At 28.7% G+C, this 18,979-nt stretch carries 15 protein-coding genes and 1 pseudogene; 14 read left to right on the plus strand and 2 right to left on the minus strand.

The genetic code is table 11. The features are described from left to right. Positions 1-110: 110 nt before the first annotated feature. Positions 111-236, minus strand: a complete 126-nt coding sequence (locus bvRMA01_RS06220; protein ID WP_054287482.1) for a hypothetical protein — start codon at positions 234-236, stop codon at positions 111-113. A gap of 244 nt (positions 237-480) precedes the next feature. Next, the gene (locus tag bvRMA01_RS05135; protein WP_020282348.1) at positions 481-1,332 is read right to left on the minus strand and encodes a hypothetical protein; all 852 of its coding nucleotides are present in this window, start codon (positions 1,330-1,332) and stop codon (positions 481-483) included. Between the two features lie 434 nt (positions 1,333-1,766). Here bvRMA01_RS05135 and bvRMA01_RS05140 point away from each other — a divergent pair, with 434 nt between their 5' ends. From bvRMA01_RS05140 to bvRMA01_RS05205, 14 genes and pseudogenes are all read left to right on the plus strand, one after another. Beyond that, on the plus strand, positions 1,767-3,236 hold the full coding sequence (locus bvRMA01_RS05140; RefSeq protein WP_247032614.1) for a BTA121 domain-containing protein surface lipoprotein: 1,470 nt from the start codon (positions 1,767-1,769) through the stop codon (positions 3,234-3,236). A gap of 346 nt (positions 3,237-3,582) precedes the next feature. Beyond that, a complete protein-coding gene (locus bvRMA01_RS05145; protein WP_247032616.1) occupies positions 3,583-4,269 on the plus strand; it encodes a BTA121 domain-containing protein surface lipoprotein in 687 nt (228 codons plus the stop codon). A 2-nt stretch (positions 4,270-4,271) separates the two neighbouring features. Then, positions 4,272-4,652 carry a BTA121 domain-containing protein surface lipoprotein gene (locus bvRMA01_RS05150; RefSeq protein WP_247032618.1) on the plus strand — a complete coding sequence of 127 codons (381 nt, stop codon included), beginning with the start codon at positions 4,272-4,274 and terminating at the stop codon, positions 4,650-4,652. A 15-nt stretch (positions 4,653-4,667) separates the two neighbouring features. Beyond that, positions 4,668-5,069, plus strand: a pseudogene (locus tag bvRMA01_RS05155) (BTA121 domain-containing protein surface lipoprotein); the annotation flags it as partial. A gap of 307 nt (positions 5,070-5,376) precedes the next feature. After that, positions 5,377-6,417 carry a BTA121 domain-containing protein surface lipoprotein gene (locus bvRMA01_RS05160; RefSeq protein WP_247032622.1) on the plus strand — a complete coding sequence of 347 codons (1,041 nt, stop codon included), beginning with the start codon at positions 5,377-5,379 and terminating at the stop codon, positions 6,415-6,417. A gap of 423 nt (positions 6,418-6,840) precedes the next feature. Next, positions 6,841-8,070 (plus strand): BTA121 domain-containing protein surface lipoprotein, encoded by a 1,230-nt coding sequence (locus bvRMA01_RS05165; RefSeq protein WP_247032624.1) that lies wholly within the window; start codon positions 6,841-6,843, stop codon positions 8,068-8,070. Then, positions 8,048-8,230, plus strand: coding sequence for a hypothetical protein (locus bvRMA01_RS05170; RefSeq protein WP_247032626.1), 183 nt, complete (start codon positions 8,048-8,050; stop codon positions 8,228-8,230). The genes bvRMA01_RS05165 and bvRMA01_RS05170 overlap by 23 nt, the downstream gene beginning before the upstream one ends. A 209-nt stretch (positions 8,231-8,439) precedes the next feature. After that, positions 8,440-9,903, plus strand: a complete 1,464-nt coding sequence (locus bvRMA01_RS05175; protein WP_433996721.1) for a BTA121 domain-containing protein surface lipoprotein — start codon at positions 8,440-8,442, stop codon at positions 9,901-9,903. Between the two features lie 332 nt (positions 9,904-10,235). Beyond that, positions 10,236-10,682 (plus strand): BTA121 domain-containing protein surface lipoprotein, encoded by a 447-nt coding sequence (locus bvRMA01_RS05180; protein ID WP_247032629.1) that lies wholly within the window; start codon positions 10,236-10,238, stop codon positions 10,680-10,682. Between the two features lie 204 nt (positions 10,683-10,886). Next, positions 10,887-11,684, plus strand: a complete 798-nt coding sequence (locus bvRMA01_RS05185; protein ID WP_433996722.1) for a BTA121 domain-containing protein surface lipoprotein — start codon at positions 10,887-10,889, stop codon at positions 11,682-11,684. Positions 11,685-11,927: 243 nt separating this feature from the next. Further along, the gene (locus bvRMA01_RS05190; protein WP_247032631.1) at positions 11,928-13,565 is read left to right on the plus strand and encodes a BTA121 domain-containing protein surface lipoprotein; all 1,638 of its coding nucleotides are present in this window, start codon (positions 11,928-11,930) and stop codon (positions 13,563-13,565) included. A gap of 225 nt (positions 13,566-13,790) precedes the next feature. Beyond that, positions 13,791-15,032 carry a BTA121 domain-containing protein surface lipoprotein gene (locus bvRMA01_RS05195; protein WP_247032632.1) on the plus strand — a complete coding sequence of 414 codons (1,242 nt, stop codon included), beginning with the start codon at positions 13,791-13,793 and terminating at the stop codon, positions 15,030-15,032. 823 nt (positions 15,033-15,855) lie between these two features. Next, entirely contained in the window at positions 15,856-17,322 is a 1,467-nt protein-coding gene (locus bvRMA01_RS05200; RefSeq protein ID WP_247032633.1) for a BTA121 domain-containing protein surface lipoprotein, read from the plus strand. 206 nt (positions 17,323-17,528) lie between these two features. Continuing rightward, entirely contained in the window at positions 17,529-18,704 is a 1,176-nt protein-coding gene (locus bvRMA01_RS05205; RefSeq protein ID WP_247032634.1) for a BTA121 domain-containing protein surface lipoprotein, read from the plus strand. Positions 18,705-18,979: the final 275 nt, after the last annotated feature.

An 18,979-nucleotide genomic window follows, 5' to 3' on the forward strand; every position in this document is an offset into this window, starting at 1 on the left:
GATGTGTAAAGCTTTTAAGAGCAAGACCTATTTTAAGAAAGATTTTATATCTTTCTTTTAGAAGTTGTTAAAGCTTATAAAATTTTATTTTTGCTTTCTTGTGCAAATTTTTACCATTTGTTTTCTTGATTGTATCCGTCTTTATAATAATTAGGTTTTTCTTCAGTATCTTCATCTAAAGACTCACAAGAAAGCATTCCAATTAATATCAGAAATATGAATATATATTTTTTCATCTTTTATCCTTTATCTTGAAATTATACCAAATATATTTTGATACTTAGTATAATTTAAATATTATCAAAATGTATTTTGAAAGTCTAGGGTTTGGATTTTAAAATTTTTGTTCGTTAATTTTAAGTTTTAGATAAATTGTTTCTAAGGTCTTTAGTTTGGGGCTTAATTGTTATTTTATAATTTTAACAGACAAATACTTAAATAGTGTTTGTCTGTTTGATTAATCGAAAAAACTTAGATTTTTTAATTTGTTTTAATCTTACTTTTGTTAAATCTTTTACTTGTAATGAATTTTTTCATTTCGGTTGAGGTTGAAAATTGATCAACAATTTTTTTAAGTTTATTTATTCCTTTTTTGTTTATAAGCTTAAAGATTTCGTCTTTGTGTTGACGAGTGCTTTTATCATTTATAAATTCTTTTGAGTGTTTATCCATTTTTGTTTTGTAGAAGTAATAACCAGTATCTGCTTCAGATTTATTATCTATGAATAATCTGAATGAGAAACTTTGTGGTACTTTATCCGCGTCTTTATTTAGTGCTTTTGAAAATGCCATTATGTCATTTCTAATTCCTGAAAAAGCTATGTCTATAGTTTTACCCTCTGGATTTTCAAAACTTAAGCATAGATCGATAGAGTTTAACTTGTAATCTTCAATTTCGGAAAAATCTTTGAGATTATTGTTAAATGCGTAATTGGGAAAGAATAGTTTGATTTTTTTTAGTTTTCCAGATTGTTCATTTCCTGGGTGAATCGAGTTATATTCTGTTATACGATAAAATTTATGATACATAAAGAGATCGAAATTAACGTCATATTCTTTAATATAGAACTCGAAATAATAATCGTCTCTCTTGCTATCATCGCCTTTAAAGATTACTAAATCATCGAATAATCCATGTTTTGGGGTAGTTTGTTTAAAATCTTTTGTATGTTTTTTTAAATTTAAGTTGGTTAGATTTGAATTATCAGATATGCTTTTTTTAAAAATTAAGCCTAAATCATTTTGATTTCTTTTCGGATTTAGAGTACAGGCACTCAGGCTTAAGCCTATCCATATAATTAATATAGTTTTGATAAACGCGTTTGTTTGCAAAATATTCCCCTTAACTTTAGATTTAATTGTTGATTAATTTCATTATACATATAAATGCATATAATAGTATTTAATATATAGATATATATATCAATTAAATTAGTATGCATAGAAAAATGTGTATAAATCATAATATATTATTATATTCGTAAATTACGAGTATATGCAATGACATTATTATCAATAATGATTATTCAAATTTTTATAACCATTAAAAATGATGTTTTAGCCGTTATACAAAAGAAGTAATTAGTATGATATTTAATTTATATAGATTATATAGATAAATATACAAATAGAACAGATAAATATTAATAAATATGTTTAATAACTACGTGGGTATTAATGTTTTAGATATTTTAAGACTTATTATATTGTAGTAATTGTATTATAATATATTATATATAAAAATTTGAAAAAAAGGAGCTGTTTATATGTTAAAGGTAAGATATCGTAATTTGTTATTAGTATTGATATTGCTATTGCTATTATTACTAGTAATGGGTTGTAATTTCAAAAGTCCAAAAGACGCTGTTGCGAGTGGGGAAAACTCGATTGTAAAAAAAAAGGAAAAAGACCCCAAAGAGCATGATATAGAGAGTTTAAGTGCCAAGCTTGATAATCTTCTAAACACATTTGGAATATCTGAGGCAGGCAAAAGATCAATTGTTAGGATTAAAGATGTGGTAACTGATGTTGGTATTGGTAGTATTGAAGGTTACAGGAATTATACTGATTCTGAGCTTTATGCTTTGTTAAATGACTTAGGTGCTGCTAAGATTCAAGAGATTATAAAAGCCGATTTAGAACTTGTTAAAACCCAAAAAGCAGCTCTTGAGGCTATAAATAATGTTCATAAACCTAAAGAAAGGCAAAATTTGCAACTTAGGTTTAATAGTAAGAGAAATGAGTACCCATTGCATTTAAAAGGGTTATTTAATGAATCTGATTTTAATGTTGTGTATAGCAATGTTATAGGTGATAACTATGTTAATGAATTTACTGCGATTAAAGAAGAAGCTATGCAAGTTATAGAAGACTTTAATTTATATAAAGGGCTTTCATCTCGGGAAAAGTCCGTAGTTGATTATATACAAAGTGTAGTAACTAATGCTAACTTTTGTTATGCTAATAACGATTGCAAAAAATATACTGTTACTGAGTTTCATGCTTTGTTAAATAGCTTAGGTGCTGCTAAGATGAGTGACATGATAAAAGCTAGTTTAGATGTCTTCAAACTCCGAGATGAAATTGAGGCAGATATTGCAGGGCTAACTGAAGAGAAAGTAAAACAAGCATTGAAGACTAGACTTGCTAGTTATAACAATGAGTATGCATTTATTTTAAGAGGGCCTTTTAATGCATCTGGGGCGGATGATATATATTCTCGTTTTATGAAGATTAATTATATTAATGCTTATATTAATTTAAAAAAGAAAGTCAGAGATCCACGGGTTTTAGATGTATACACATGGCTTGCTGATGAGAATAAAGACATAATTGATAAAATACAAGGTATAGTAACTGATTCTAATATTGGTCGTGCTAAAGGTTACAAGACTTATACTGATTCTGAGTTGAATGATTTCTTAAATTACTTAGGTGCGTCTAAGACTGAGACAATGGCAACAGCTTGTATAAGGGCTAAAATCCTTCAGGGAATAGCTTTGGAGGCTATAAATACTGTTCCTGCAGGTACAGCAAAACAAAACTTTCAAAATAGATTTAATGCACTAAGTAATGGATATGCGTTGCATTTAAAAGGGTTATTTAACAGCTTAAATCATGATATGATTTATGATAGTGTTGTAAATGATAAATATTCTGAACAATTTCTTAGGATTAGGGATGACATTAGACGCCTTTCATCAAATACAGCAGATAGTACCGCAAGTAGTAATTAAATGAGTTCTTAGAGATTGCTTGTAGAGATTGCTTAGACAGAGTAATTAAGAAAAGTTTTAAAAAGTTTTAAGCCTTAAATTTAAAATGTTTAGGGCTTTTAATTTATATATATATCATAAATAAAAAACATCCTAATAAAAAAACTGATAAATAAATATATAAATATGGTTATAAATATAGTGAGTATTAATGATTGAAGATTGTGATTATATTATAATATAATATTATTACATTATAATAAAAATAATTATTTTATAATTTGTTTCATTTAATCATACAATCATCTTGTAATTTATTTCATTTAATAATTATGTTAAGTTTTGTTTTGAAGAAGGAAACATTTATATGTTAAAAATAAAACATTTAAGTGTGTTACTAATATTAATAGTTTTGCTATTAATATTAGTAATGAGTTGTGATGTAGGATCTAAAATAAATCCTTTAGTTGAAAATGTCGTGGCTATAATGCGGCCATTGAGAGGTTTGAGAAGAAGTGCTAGGATGAGAAATGATTTTGGTGTAGTAGATAGCAATTTAAATTTTAGTATTAATAATCTGTTGGATGAGTTTCAGATACTTGATACAGAGAGACAGGTAATTACGTATATTCGAAGTGTGGTAGTTAATCCTGTGATTGGTTGGGATGAGGATTATAAAACCTATAATGAACATGAGTTTTATAATATGTTAAATAGTTTGGGTGCTAGTAGGGTAAAGGAAATAATTAAAGTTAATTCCAAAATTTTTCAAGCACAAGAGAGAGCTATCAGTGCTATTTTAAATCTTAGTGAAGATACAGTAAAACAGCAATTGCAGAATAGCTTTGATACTAAGAATAATGAGTATGAGCTGCATTTAAAAGAGGCATTTAATGGACCTATGTCTAATGATGTGTATCTTAAGATTGTGGGTAGTAATTATGCTGATAAGTTTGACGATATTAGATACCGTGCTATAGATATTGGGCCTAAAGGTGTGTATGTATGGTTATCTGTTGAGCAAAAAAAGGTAGTTGATTATATGAAATCATAGCAATGTCTTTTTTGGTTGGTGAGGATAGAGGTTTAAAGATATATACTAGTTCTGGTTTTGATAACTTATTAAATGGGCTTGGTCTTTCTAAGGTTGAGGAAATTATAAAAATTTATCTTCAGGTTGTTAGTGCAGAAAATGAGGCTTATGCAGCTATAAATAGGATTAAAAAAGAAAAATTCAAAGAGGGTTTGTTATATGCTGTTTCTGTGGCACATCGAATTGATTCTTATCAATTGTATTTAAAAGAGTTATTTAATGATTCTATACCCGAGAATATATATCGTAACTTTATTAAGAATAGTTATTTTAGTGAATTGACCACTCTTTTAACCAATGTTATAAATAATTCTAAAGTTTTTGTAGAGTTTGAAAAGTTTTAAGCAAAGCTCTCAGCATATGATAAAGAGGTAATTACAAATATACAAAATATATTAATTGATGTGAAGATTGGTAGATCAGAGGGTTATAGAGCTTATAATGATGTTAAATTTGCTTATTTGTTAGGTAGTTTAGGTGCAGCTAAGATTAGGGACATAATAGACGTTCATTTAAATATTCTTAAAGCTCAAAACGAAGCTAGTGTGGCTGTGAATAAATTAAATCAAGGTGAAAGAAAAGAAAAATTGCAAATTGATTTTAATAGTCATGTGAATGGTTACCCATTGCACTTAAAGAGTCTCTACCATGATCTTAAAGCTGATAATGTTTATAATAATGTTATAAAAAGTGATTATGCTAATAAGTATCTTGAGATTAAAAACGCTGCTGAATACATTGCAAGCGAAAAAAACATTTAATGAAGTAATTAGTACCGTAGTTAGTACTTAAACAAGGGTACTTAAAGATAGTAATTAAATTTTCAATATCGAAAGTTTTTAGTTTATTCAGGTAAATTATATGCAGGTAAATTAGAGGTGAATAGGAGATAAATATTGGTAGGTAAACATCTAAATACATGTATAAATGTTGAGTATAAATATATAAACAATAATGCTTGAAGATCGCAGTAATATATTGTTGTAATGGTTTTATATTCAAACAATCATAATAATAGATTTATATAATAATATAATAAGTTTGATTTGAGAAAGGAGATATTAAATGATGAGAGTAAAATGTCTCAGTTCATTACTAGTATTAATATTATTATTATCATTGCTGGTGGTGAGTTGTCGTAATTTTGCATTCCAAGAAAGAGGTGGAACAAACGATAAGGCTTTAACACAATTAGGAATAAATCGTAGATTCGTTTTAGATGCTGAGTTCAATAAATTACTAGACAAATTGCAGCTATTGGATGGAGAGAAACAAATAATGGTATATATAAGAAGTGTAGTAACTGATCCTAAGATTGGTAATGAATTTTTAAGGACTTACACTAATCTTGAATTTAGTAATTTATTAAATGCATTAGGTTCTGATAAGGTTAAGGAAATTATAAAAAATCATTTAAAAGATTGTAAAAAAAGGCCCCCAGTTATATCAGAAACCCAAGCATTAATTGGTCGTTTTAATAGAAATGATGAAGTAAAGAGAATTTTTCAATCGGAATTAAATGGTAACAGTAATTATGCATTGCATTTAAAAGAGTTATTTAGTTATGATAATCCTAATTATGTTTATAATGAAATTATGAAAGATGATTGTATTGATGATCTTCTTGAGGAAATAGAGGAAGCTCAATACATTTTAAATTATGAGGCTTTATATGCAAAGTTATCTCTTGATGATAAGAAACAACTTGATTCTATACGAAATGTACTAATTAATGTTCCTATGAGTATTTTGAGGGATACTAAGAAACCTCTTAAGGTTTATGATATTTATGAATTTGAGATCTTGCTGGGTAGTATGGATGTTGCTAGGTCTGAGGAAATTTTAAGGATACATATAAATGTTTTGAAAGAAGAAAAAAATACTCAAAAGGCTCTAATTACTGCTATGGAAGGTCAAATGAAACAAAGCTTATTTAGACGTTTTATCAAGCACCAGGGTGGTTATAGAATGCATTTAATGGATTTATTTGGCCCCGATAAAGCATCTCCGAATAAGGTGTATGATGCCTTTAAAAATAGTAAGTATGCTGATGAATATATTGCTATTCGAAACGAAGCTCTAAGCATTAGAGTAAATAAGATAAGATAAGGATTAAGGGTCGCGGTGGTTAATCCTTAAATTAAGATTAAAAAAGATTAAAAATAGTAAATAAAAAAGTTTAAGCCTTAAACGTACACGTTTAAGGCTTTTAGTTTGTATCTATAATGGATAATTAGATAAAATATATAAGTTATACAAATTTATTTAAAGAGATAAATAAAATATTTGCAGATCAATGCGGATATATAGAGATATAGCAATATAATGATATATTAAAAAGTTTTAATTTGAAAAAGGAGATATTGAATGGTAAAGATTAGACATATCAGTTCGTTATTAGTATTAATATTGCTGTTATTGCTAGTTATAAATTGTGATTTAAAATCCCAAAGAGAAGGTATTGTTTAAAAAAATTCTTATTTTAGAAGAATTTTTACTGGAGAGAGAGCTTTAAGGAAGTCTGGTAAAGGAGTGGCTTTAACGGGTGTAGATTCTGTTGTAGAACAAAGGAAGCCTAGTGAAGTAGTAGCTTTAACCGGTGTAGACAAGAGTGTTCCTAAATTAACAGAAGAAGAGAAAAGTTTAGGTATTAAGCCCAATAATCCGCTAGACAAAATTTGGTTACTTAATAAGGAAAGGGAAGCGGTTGATTATATACAAAGTGTAGTAACTGATGCTAATATTGGTAGTGATAAGGGTTATAAGACATATACTGATCTTGAGTTTTATAATCTGTTAAATGAGTTAGGAGATGTTAAATTAAAGGAAATTATCAAAGTTCACTTAGGAATCCTTCAAGAACAAGAAAAAGCTAGCAATGCTATTTTAAATGTACCTTCATACATTAACAAACAGGAATTGCAAAATAGCTTTAATAAGCACAAGGATAATTATAATTCTTATTTAAAAGGGTTATTCAATAGGACTACTGCTGATGACGTTTATAATAACATTATAATTAATAATTATAATATTGAGTTTAATGACATTAAAGAAAAAGCAGAAGGTCTTATAGAGGTTGGACATGTATATGCAGAGCTTTCTGATGAGGAGAAGTCAGTAATTGATGGGATGCAAGTTATAGTAACGGATGAGAAGATTGCTAAGAGTCGAGGTTATATGAGTTATAGTGATATTTCATTTGACAATTTGTTAGATAATTTAGGTTTTCTTAAGGTTAGGGAAATGATCAGTGCTCATTTAAACAATCTTAAAGCACAAGATGAAGCATCATCACGAGCTAAAGTAGCTATTGAGAGTGTTGAGACACCTAAAATAAGTCGAAGACTTAAGTATTTGTTTTCTGATTATAAGAGATCATACCCAGAGCATTTAATTTTTTTATTTTATGGCAAAGATCCTAATCTAGTGTATAACAAAGTTGTAAAGGATTTATATGCTAAGCATTTTGCTGAGCTTGAAACTCATGCTAATCTCATTATACAGTATGAAAAGTTTTATAAAGAGTTTTCAGATAGTAGAAAGAATGCGGTTAATGAGATACGAAAAATATTAACTGATCCTAAGATTCGTAGTCCTAAGGAGTCTGTTGAAGTGTATCGTGGTTTTGATTTTGAAATCTTGTTAGGTATGTTAGGTGCTGAGAAGGTTGGGGAAATGATGGATTTTTATTTAAAAATTAAGGAAGCAGAAGAAGGGGTTAGAAATTCTTTAAAGAATGCTAAGGAGGGTACAAGCTGATTTTGATAATCAAGTACGTCTTTACCCATTTAATGTACAAATTGTATTCCATAGACCTTTTTCTGATCCTAATAAAGTATATCTTGATTTTATTGGTAATAATTATATGGTTGTATATGCTAGTCTGAAAACAGCAGCGGATCTTCTTAGAGCCAGATAATCATAGATTTAATGCAGTAGTTAGTAATTAAATTAATAAATTAAGAATAGTAAAGAAGTTTAAGCCTTAAACGTATAGATTTAAGGCTTTTAATTTATACGGGTAAATATATATAAACTTGCAAGTTATGATATGATGTTGATATAACATATATATCATCTTCTAATGATAATAGGTCAAATTTAGTTTGAAAAAGGAGATATTGGGTGATGAAGTTAAGCCATTGCAGTTTGTTTTTAGTATTAATATTTATATTATTGTTAGTGGTAAATTGTGACTTAAAATCTCAAGGAAGTACTGAGATTAAAGAGAATTTGACTTCCAAAAGAGAGGTAAGGAAATTAGGCAGGTTTGGTAGGGAATATACTTCAAAAATGGTTGCAACAGGTAATAATTTAGATATTAAGCTCAATAATCTGCTAGACAAATTTGGGTTACTTGATAAGGAAAGGGAAGCAATTGCATATATAAGGCGTACTATAACTGATGCTAAAATTGGTAATTCTAGCTATTACAAGACTTATACTGATTTTGAGTTTTATAATTTACTTGAAAGTTTAGGTGCAACTAGGATTAAAGAAATTATAACATTTTATTTAGAGGTTGTTAACATTCAGAAATCATTTGAAAGGGTTATTAAAAATGTTAAGGACGCTACATCAAGAGGCAAATTACAGAATGAGCTTAATGAACGCAAAAATCAGTATCAGTTGCATTTAAAAGGGTTATTTGATAGTGATAATTTTGATGATATTTATAATGAGATTATAGGTGATAATTATTTTTCTGAATTGATTAAATTTAAAGACGAGATTACAAAAGTTGAAGGTGGTTTGGATGTATACACATGGCTGTCTGATGATGAGCAAATTGTAATTGATAAGATACGAGGGATAGTAACTGATCCTTTGATTGGTAAATATAAAGATTATAGGACTTATACTGATATTGAGTTTAATAATTTACTAAATGAGTTAGGTGATAATAAAGTTCTTGCAATGATATTGGTTTATCTAGAGGAGCAAAGCAACCAAGATGCGGCATGGTTAGAAGCTTTAGAAGCTATTGATAGTGTTTATGATGCTGACTTCAGAGAGCAATTACGAGTGAAAATTGATTATGTGAGGGATAACTATAAATTACATTTGAAAGAGTTATTTAATAAATTTCTTTCTGAGCTTGTGTATCAAAAATTTATGAAAAATATTCGTTATTATGATAAGTTTGTTTTAATTAAAAAAACAGCTAAGAATATTATAGCGTTTAAAAAGCTATACAAAAAGCTTTCATCTGTTCAAAAGAGAGAACTTGATTATATACGAATTGTTGTAACTAATTTTAATATTGGTGTATTGCATAAAACATATAATGCTGTTGAGTTTGAGAGCTTACTTGGGAGTTTAGGCGCTACTATGGTTGAAAGGATTATAGGCTTTCATTTAAATGTTCTTAAAGCAACAAAAGATGCTCAATCAGCTATAAGTAGTCTTCCAGAAAGCATGACAAGGCATAATTTGCAAAAACTGTTTGATGCACACAGTAATGGATATGAGTTGCATTTAAAAGAGTTGTTTCATATTGATTTTCCTTATCAGGTGTATCATAGCGTTGCAAGGAGTAGTTATGTTGATTTGTATTTTGAGATTATAAATTATGTTGGGAAAATTCAGTAAGTGATACAAATGGTCCGGGAGTACTACAGATAGTAGTAATTAATTCTTAAATTAAGAATAGTATAAGAATAGTAAGTTTAAGAAAATGAATTTTTAGATCTTATTATATAAAACTTTTAATTTATATTGTTAAATGGATGTATTAATTTCTGTAATTTATGATATTATGGCATTATTATAGTAATAATTATATTGTTTCAGTTTAATTAATAAGTTTATTTAATGATAAGTTAAGTTTAATTTGAAAAAGGAGCTATTTAATGGTTCAGTTAAGACGTTTCGGTTTATTGTTATTATTAATGTTACTGTTGTTGCTAGTTATAAGTTGTGATTTGAACACTCAAGAGGACATAGCATTTAGAGCAGATTTACTTATAAGTAAGCTTGTTAAAGGTCATATGATAAAATTAAATGTTGATGATGTAAACAGTGGTGCTGACATAGTTAAAGCAGAGATAAATATAAATGCTATGCTCAATAGTCTGCTAGACAAATTTGGGATTCCTAATGACAGAAAGAAAATAATTGATGATATGCGAGATATAGTAACTGGTTTTTCTAGAGTCTTTTCAGTTAGGGTTTATAAGAATGAAGATTTCTGTAATTTATTAGAGGGTTTGGGTGTTGAGAGACTTAAGGAAATTACAGAAATTCATGTTAATATTCTTAAAGCCCAAGACGAAGTATTAGCAGTGATTGAAGGAATTAGGGACGATGTAGCAAAACGAGAATTGCAAGTGAAATTTTATGGTCGTCAGAATGCTTATCCTTTGCATTGAAAAATTTTATTTAATGGGGCTAATTCTGATGAGGTATATGGTAAGTTTACAAGTGATAATTATGTTGCTGAGTTTATTGCAATTAAAGAAGAAGCTTTAGGTCTTGTAGAGGATAGCAGAGATGTTTCTGTAGAAGGCGTTCCTCAAGAGCAAGTTCCTCAAAAAAATGTATATGAATTGCTTTTAGCTGATTAAAAGGATGTAATTGATTCTATACGAAATGTAGTAACTACTGTGTCTTCAGTTTTTAAAACTTCTTATAAACTTTATAGTAATGATGAGTTTTATAATTTATTAAATCAGTTGGGGATTGTTAAGGTCAAGGACATTATAGCAATTTATTTAAAGGACTTGAGAGAAAAAGATGCATTTCGAGCAGAAGTTGCTGCGGTTATTGAAATTGAAGAGAAATATGCATTAACTAAAAAATTGGAAATAGAGTTTAAGAAGTTAGAGGATTTTTATCCAACTTATTTAAAATGGATATTTGATAGAACCGATGCTGATGGGGTGTATAGTGCATTTGTGAGGGGTGATTATTCTAATAATTTTATTAAGCTTAAAAGTGATGTTAAAATCATTTCAGATTTTAATAAGCTTTGTGAAGGATTTTCAAAAGAAGAAAAGGAAACAATTGCATATATGCGAAGTGTAGTAACTGATTCTAATATTGGTAGTGTTGAAGGTTATAAGACATATGATGATGTAGAGTTTAATAATTTACTTCATGACTTAGGTGTTGAGAGACTGAGAGAAATTATAAAAATACATTTAAGTAGTCATAAAGCAAAAAATGCAGCATTAGCAGCTATGAATAAGGCTGAGGAGAGTCAGAAAAAGCGAGACTTAAAGTTTAATTTTGATGTTTTAAGTTGTGGCTATGCATCGCATCTCAAATTGTTATTTCATGCGTTTAATGCTGATTATGTGTATCATAATTTTATGGGGAGCAAATATGCTGCTTTATTTACTAATTTCAAAAACGAATTTGACAACATATAATCAAATGCATCGAGTTATCCTCCATTTGATATCGTAAGTTGGTACTTAAAAAAGTAGGTTAACTCTTGGATTTTAAATATTTAAGGCTTTTAATTTGTGCTAAGGGATACTTGTAGAGATGTACTAATAAGTATGTAGATACTAATCGTTGAAAACTATGTTATAATGATATATTATAATAATAAGTTTTATATAAAAAAAATCAATTTATAGATTGGGTTTTATTAAAAGGAGAGATGTTTAATGAAAAAGAGTAATAGTGTGTTATTATTGTTACTGGTTATAAATTGTGATTTTAAATCCCAAGGGGCTGACCCTCTTAAAGGGGTCTTGGTTAAAAAAAATTCTTTTGTTGCAAAACCTTTAACTACAACCCATGATTTTAAATCCCTTATAGTTCAAGATCCTCTTGTAGTTCAAAAACCTGTAGTTCAAGATCCTCTTGTAGTTCAAAAACCTGTAGTTCAAGATCCTCTTGTAGTTCAAAAACCTGTAGTTCAAGATCCTGCAGAAAGAGATGTTAAAAAATTAATACCAGAGGATGTTATAAACAGTGATTCTGTAGCAGTTGTAGAAGAGAAGAGTGTGGATGTAAAAATTGATGAATTTCTTAATGAATGTGGGATATCAGTTCAAGACAGGGAATCAAATGTATATTTAAAAGTTTACTTAACCAATTCAGATTTTGATAATAACTTGTTTTATACCTTTATAACTGAAATAGGTTCTGTGAAGACTAAGGAGCTTTTGGAAGATTGGTTAAAATTTTGTAACTTAATAACAGAAATTAAACCAATGATTGAAAATATTAAAAGAGAGAGATCAAAACAACAATTTATATCTGAGTTTGATAGTGAGCTCAACGATTCTTTTATACCCGAAGAGTTAAAAGCTCATTTTGATGATGAGTATATTGATTCTTCTATTGAAATGTATGGTTCATTAAGAAGGTCACATGATTCAATTTTAGAATATTTACGTGAACTGAAAGACAGAATTGCATATGTTATAAAAGGTGAAGCAATATATGAAGGGCTAATTGGTCAAGCAAAGCAAGAAATTGATGATATACGAAAATTAGTAATTTTTTCTGATGTTAGTGATGGAATTTATAATGAAGATGGTTATAATGATCATCAATTTTATTCTGTGTTAGGATCTTTTGGTGTCTCTAAGTTGAAAAGATTGTTAGAGGTTAATTTACATGAGTTGATTAGAGTACGAAAAGAAGCAGAGGATATTATTAAAGATGTAGAGGATGACTTATTTGCCAAAGTTTTGGAAACTAAATTTGATGAGCATAATGAATTCGCTGTATATATACTACAAAATGCATTTAGTATGAATAGTGATTATATCGTGAAAGATAAAATTATAGATTCTCGTAATAGAATTGTAGATGGCTTTATGAGAATCATAGATAAAGCTAGAAACTTAATAAATTTTAGAAAAATATACGCAAATCTGTCTAGTTCTGATGCTAAAATTATTATTGATCTACGAACTATATTAACTGATCCTAGGATTGGCAGTAAAGATAAGGATGGAGTAAGTTTTAAAACGTATACCTATTATGAGTTTGAGTATTTATTGGGTGGTTTAAATGAAGATCAGGTTGGGAAAATGATAGTAAAAATTCGAAAAGCTTTGGAATTGCAAAATGATATTTTACAAATGATAAATTCTATTAAAGACGATAAAAGTAGAGATCAGGTAAAAATAGATTTTTTTAATCAAAAGGAGCATTATAAATTTTTGCTCAAAACTAACTTTAATTGTGTTGATATCAATTCTAATGATATATATAGTATCTTTATGTCTTTTAAAGATAATGAAGATGGATTTAAGGCCATTAAAAGCCGTATTTTAGAATTAGTATAGAAGAAGTATAAGCGGAGAGGGCTTGAGAAAATTAAGCCTTAGGTATAAAAATTATTTAAGGCTTTTGATTTCTTTCAATTTATACAGGTGAATGCTAATTAAATATACAGGTAAATATTTCAAGAATTATGTTTTAGGATATTATAATAATAGGTTTATATGATAATAGATTAAGTTATGAATTAAGTGTATTTTTGAAAAAAAGTTAAAAAAAGGGGATATTTAATGGTTAAGGTAAAAAGTCATAATTTATCAATATTACTGTTATTGCTAATAATAAGTTGTAATTCAGGTTCTCAAGGGGTTTTTTCACTTAAAGGTAGCTCGTTTAATCATAGTTCGTTTCGAAAGAGATCGCTTGGATACTGTCCTCTTAGTGATAGCTCATTTCGAAAAAGCTCGTTTAGTGATAGTTCCTTTAAAAGGAACTCGAGCGAGATAATATCGTCTAGAGAAAATTTGCTTGAAGGGGGCTTGCTTGAAAAATCACCGGTTGAAGCATCTACAGTTAAAAATAATGTAAAAAAATTGGGCAAAAGTAATATCTTAAATCTTTCTGAAATGGGGAGCGTAGGGGTAAAGCTAGATGTTAAGCTTAACAAACTTCTTGGTACATTTGGGGTACCCTTTAACGAAAGGCAAGTAATTGTATATATACAAAGCATACTAACTGATCCTAGTATTGGTGGTTCTCTAGGTTATAAATTTTATGATAACGAGGAATTTTATAACTTGCTTAGTGATTTAGGTGATTTTAGATTGAAAAAAATTATAAAATTTCATTTAAAGATTATTAAAGCGCAAAATGATGCTCAAGTAGCTATTCGCGATGTGAAGGATACAAAATTAAAAGAGAGATTGCAAACTAGATTTAAAGAGTACAATAATGCTTATCCATTGCATTTAAAAGGATTATTCAGTAAAGCTATTTCTGATAATGTGTATGATAAAGTTATAGGTAGTGATTATAATTTTAAGTTTAATACGATTACGGACAAAGCTCGTAGCATTATAGACTTTGAAAGTCTATATGCAGAACTGTCAGGTGATCAAAGGATTGCAGTTGATAATATACGGATGATAGTAACTGATCCTGGTATTGGTAGTACCAAAGGTTATAAGACGTATAGTACGGATGAGTTTTATAACTTTCTTTATAGCTTAGATGCTCTTAAGATCAAGACACTTATAAAATTTCATGTAGAGAATGTTATAGCACGAAACGAGTCTCTAGCAGTTATTTGCGATGTTAAGGATGCAAAATTAAAAAAGAGATTGCAAACTAGATTTAAAGAGTGCAATAATGCTTATCCATTATATTTAAAAGAATTATTCAATGAATCTATTCCTGATGGGGTGTATGGTAGAGTTATAAAGAGTAAATATGCGTCTAGATTTGCTGAAGTTAAAGCAGTGGCTCTTGGTTTTATAAAAAGTAGATCTCCATATACGGGGGATATCAGGTGATAAAAGAATTGTAATTGGAATATATGCGGGGAGTAGTAACTGATGCTGATATTGGAAGTTTGCTAGGTTTCGAGACTTATTGATGATGAAAAATTTTATAGCTTGCTCTATAGTTTAAGGTGATGTTAAGTTGGGTAAGATTATAAACCATATTCAAATAACTCTTAAAGCACAAAGTGATGTTGCTAGTCATTTATGCAAAAGAGAGGTTAGTACTTAGAAGAATAGTTAAACCTTGGATTTCAAAAACATCTAAGGTTTTTTTATTTATACTTATAAATATTGCTAAATGAAGACTGTATACTTATGTCTTTTGAAATATTTGCTCATAACAATTAAATATGAAGAAGGATATTGCGGAATAGTCTTTGCTTGAGAAGAGATTAAACTTATGCATGGAGACAAGATTTATGTTATTAAAATCAACATATGTTGTTTAACACTAAAAGTCTAATGTTATCCTGAGTAAGGGGCTTGATTGATTATTGAACATAAGAAACATTGTAATACATTCCGTTATACCAAAATTAAGGCTTACATTGCAAGCTTGTCTACTTCTCTTATTACAAAAGATTATTTAATGTAGACTTGCAATTCCTTAAAAAAGTTTGCTATTCTATCTGAATTTAATATACGGTATGGAAGTTATTGATTTCTTTTTTTTGTATGGACTATAAGACTGTCAAGAATCCAAAACCTGTTTTTTTCTTATATAATGTTAAATAAAATATTATGGATGGAAGCTGTGTTAATGCTTGGATGGTGTGATAGTATAGTAATGTATTTTATGTGATAGTGGATTAAACTTAAAAGGAGATATTTAATGATAAAGGTAAAGCATCTTGGTGAGTTTTTAGCCTTAATATTAATATTGTTATTTTTGCTAATTATAAGTTGTAATTTAGAATCTCAAGGAGATATTGCGTTTAGAGAGGATTTAACTGTAGAAGGATCTTTAAAAAAATTAAAAAAGCCTGTTGTAGACGATATAACTGTTAAGATTAATACTCTGTTAGATTCATTTGGGATATTTGATGATGAGAGAGACGTAATTAATAATATACAAATTGCAATCACTGATCCTAAGATTGGTAATGCTGGGGATATTGGTAGTGCTGGGGGTTTCAAAACGTATGATATGGATGAGTTTTATAATTTGCTTGATGGTTTAGGTTCTCTTAAGCTTAGGGAAATTATAAAATTTCATTCAAATGCTCTTGAAGTTCAGGTCCAAGCAGAAATAGAAGCTAGATCAGTTATTGATAGTGTTAAGGGAGACGTATTAAAGCAACGTTTGGAGAATATGTTTAATCAGCACAAGGATTACTGTCTATCTTATTTAAAATGGTTATTTAATGATCCTAACCCTGATACGGTGTATTTTAGAGTGATAAATGATAATTATGTTGATAAGTTTAGTAAGATTAAAGACCGTATTCAAAGCGTTGTAGAGGATGCAAAGCAATATGCAGGGTGGATGTCGGCCTCAGAGCTTGAAGCAATTGCATTTATACGAGATATATTAACCGATCCTAGTATTGTTGGTTATGGAGGTCTTAAGACCTATAGTAACTCTGAGTTTTATAACTTGTTAAGGAATCTAGGTGATACTATTTTGAAGGAAATTATACAATTTCATTTAAATAATCTTAGAACAGAAAATGCGGCTTTAGTAGCTATTGAGAATCTTCAGGAAAATTATGAAAAACAACAATTGCAATATAAATTGTATTTTTGCAAACTTAAATATACATTGTATTTGAAAGAGTTATTTGGTGAGCCTACTTCGGATGATATTTATCGCAAATTTCTGGTTAGTCGTTATGATTTTTTTAATCTTTTTGCTAAACTTGAGAGTGATGCTTTAGGAATTATGAGGGGGAAAGAGCTATACTCAGGACGGATGTCTTCTTCAGAGCTTGCAGTAATTTGGTATATACTACTTGTAATAACTGATCCTGATATTGGGGTTCCCACAATATATAATTATGAAAGATTTTATAACTTATTAGATCACTTAGGTGATGTTAAGGTTAAAGTAATTATACAAAATATCCAAAAAACTCTTAAAGCACAAGATGAAGCGAAAACGGCTATAGAGGATGTTAATGACGTGAACTTAAAACAAAAATTGGAAAGTGATTTAAAAGAAAAAAATAGCGCGTATGTATTGGCACTAAAAGAGGCATTTGGTAAGTTGAATTATGATTCTATTTATCAAACAACTAAGAATGTTGATTATGTTAATTGGTTTAATGCTATTAAAGATACTGCTTCTAGCAGTATTTAGAGCCAATGAAGCCCTTATTTCCATAGGGAATCTTTAGCCGAGCTCCTTAAAGAATAGTTAAGCTTTAAATTTTTTTATTTAAATGAAACACATATAAGTGATATTTTATTTAAATAAATAATATTTTAAAGGTATTATATTGTGCTAATATAATAAATAAGGTTTATATAATTAAGTTAAATTAAATTTGAAAAAGGAGCTATTTAATGTTTAAGGTAAGATATTTTAGTGAATTATCGATCTTAATATCATTTTTATTGCTAATATTGCTAGTTATAAGTTGTGATTTAGACTCTTCAGAAGATTTTGTAACAAGTCTATTTGGAAAAGGATCTGTTATAGAACGTGAGTATGAAAATTTAGTACAAAAATATTTGAAAGAACTTGTAGAAGAACCTACAGAAGGGCTTGCAGAAGAGTCTAGAGTATTTACAGCAATGGATATAGATACGTGTGTGGAAGAACAATTTGATTTAAAATTGAAGAATCTTTTAGACAAATTTGGAATATCTGACAAGGGTAGGAAAGCTGTTGGATATATGTACCTTGTGACCACTGCAGGTAATAGTGATGATTTTTTAATGTTTAAACAGTATACTAGCGATGAGTTTTTTAATTTGTTGGAACAATTAGGTGCTGAGAGATTAAAAGACATGATAGAAGCTTTTTTTAGTGATCTAAGAGCACTATCTGAGTATAGACTAAGAGTTAAAGAAATTTTAAAGAATATTAAGAGGGATTCAATAAGACAAAAATTGGAGGGGGAGCTTGCTTGGTACGAAGAGTCTACTGCCTATCCATATTATTTAAGATGGGCCTTTAAGGATTCTAATCCCGATGTTGTATATGCTCAAGTCATGTATGTAGGTCCTTCTTATGTTTTGGGTAGGATTGATTCAGAGGCTAAAAGCATTCTAAAGATTGAGAATGTGTACTCAGAGCAGCATTTAGAACAACCTTCTGAGAGCGAATGGAAAATAATTGATTATATACGAGATATATTAATTGATGAGAAGATTGCTCAGAATAAAAATTACAAGACGTATACTATTGCTGAGTTTTATAACTTGCTTGGTGATTTAGATGTTACTAAGATTAGGGAAATTATAAGCCGTACCCAAGAGATTCTTACAGCATACGAAGATGCCAAAGTGGCTATAAGTGATATTAATGACTTAAGATTAAGGCAAGACTTTAGTAATAGGTTGGAGAAAAGAGTGAGTGCTTATGGAAGGACCTTAAAAGGTGTCTTTAATAAATCTGATATTAATGCTATTTATAGAGCAGCTGTAAAGAGTAGATTTATTGATGAGTTTGCTTTGATTCAAGACGAAGCTAAACTTATTTCAATAAACTTAGCAAGTAGTTCTTCAAAAGAGTAGCTTGCTAACAATTTTAAAAATTAAGCCTTAGGTTAAAATCTAAGGCTTTGATTTGTTTAATTAGTTTAATTTATAATGTAAAGATAGGTAAATGCTTATAATAAGTATATTAATAATAACATAATAACAATGCTTGAAGTTTATGGTAGGTATGTTAATACAACAATAGATTTATCTTATAATATGATAATTTTAATTTGAAAAAGGAGATATTGAGTGGTCAAAAAAAGATGTCAGGTTGTATTATTAGTAATAATACTAATAATAATATTATT

The organism is Borrelia venezuelensis (assembly GCF_023035835.1).
Classification (GTDB): Bacteria; Spirochaetota; Spirochaetia; order Borreliales; family Borreliaceae; genus Borrelia; species Borrelia turicatae.

What these genes read in the sequence shown, in the direction of transcription:
- bvRMA01_RS06220 (WP_054287482.1), bottom strand. Translation starts at nt 236, where the DNA reads ATGAAAAAATATATATTCATATTTCTGATATTAATTGGAATGCTTTCT.
- bvRMA01_RS05140 (WP_247032614.1), top strand. Translation starts at nt 1,767, where the DNA reads ATGTTAAAGGTAAGATATCGTAATTTGTTATTAGTATTGATATTGCTA.
- bvRMA01_RS05145 (WP_247032616.1), top strand. Translation starts at nt 3,583, where the DNA reads ATGTTAAAAATAAAACATTTAAGTGTGTTACTAATATTAATAGTTTTG.
- bvRMA01_RS05150 (WP_247032618.1), top strand. Translation starts at nt 4,272, where the DNA reads ATGTCTTTTTTGGTTGGTGAGGATAGAGGTTTAAAGATATATACTAGT.
- bvRMA01_RS05160 (WP_247032622.1), top strand. Translation starts at nt 5,377, where the DNA reads ATGAGAGTAAAATGTCTCAGTTCATTACTAGTATTAATATTATTATTA.
- bvRMA01_RS05170 (WP_247032626.1), top strand. Translation starts at nt 8,048, where the DNA reads ATGCTAAGGAGGGTACAAGCTGATTTTGATAATCAAGTACGTCTTTAC.
- bvRMA01_RS05175 (WP_433996721.1), top strand. Translation starts at nt 8,440, where the DNA reads ATGAAGTTAAGCCATTGCAGTTTGTTTTTAGTATTAATATTTATATTA.
- bvRMA01_RS05190 (WP_247032631.1), top strand. Translation starts at nt 11,928, where the DNA reads ATGAAAAAGAGTAATAGTGTGTTATTATTGTTACTGGTTATAAATTGT.
- bvRMA01_RS05195 (WP_247032632.1), top strand. Translation starts at nt 13,791, where the DNA reads ATGGTTAAGGTAAAAAGTCATAATTTATCAATATTACTGTTATTGCTA.
- bvRMA01_RS05200 (WP_247032633.1), top strand. Translation starts at nt 15,856, where the DNA reads ATGATAAAGGTAAAGCATCTTGGTGAGTTTTTAGCCTTAATATTAATA.
- bvRMA01_RS05205 (WP_247032634.1), top strand. Translation starts at nt 17,529, where the DNA reads ATGTTTAAGGTAAGATATTTTAGTGAATTATCGATCTTAATATCATTT.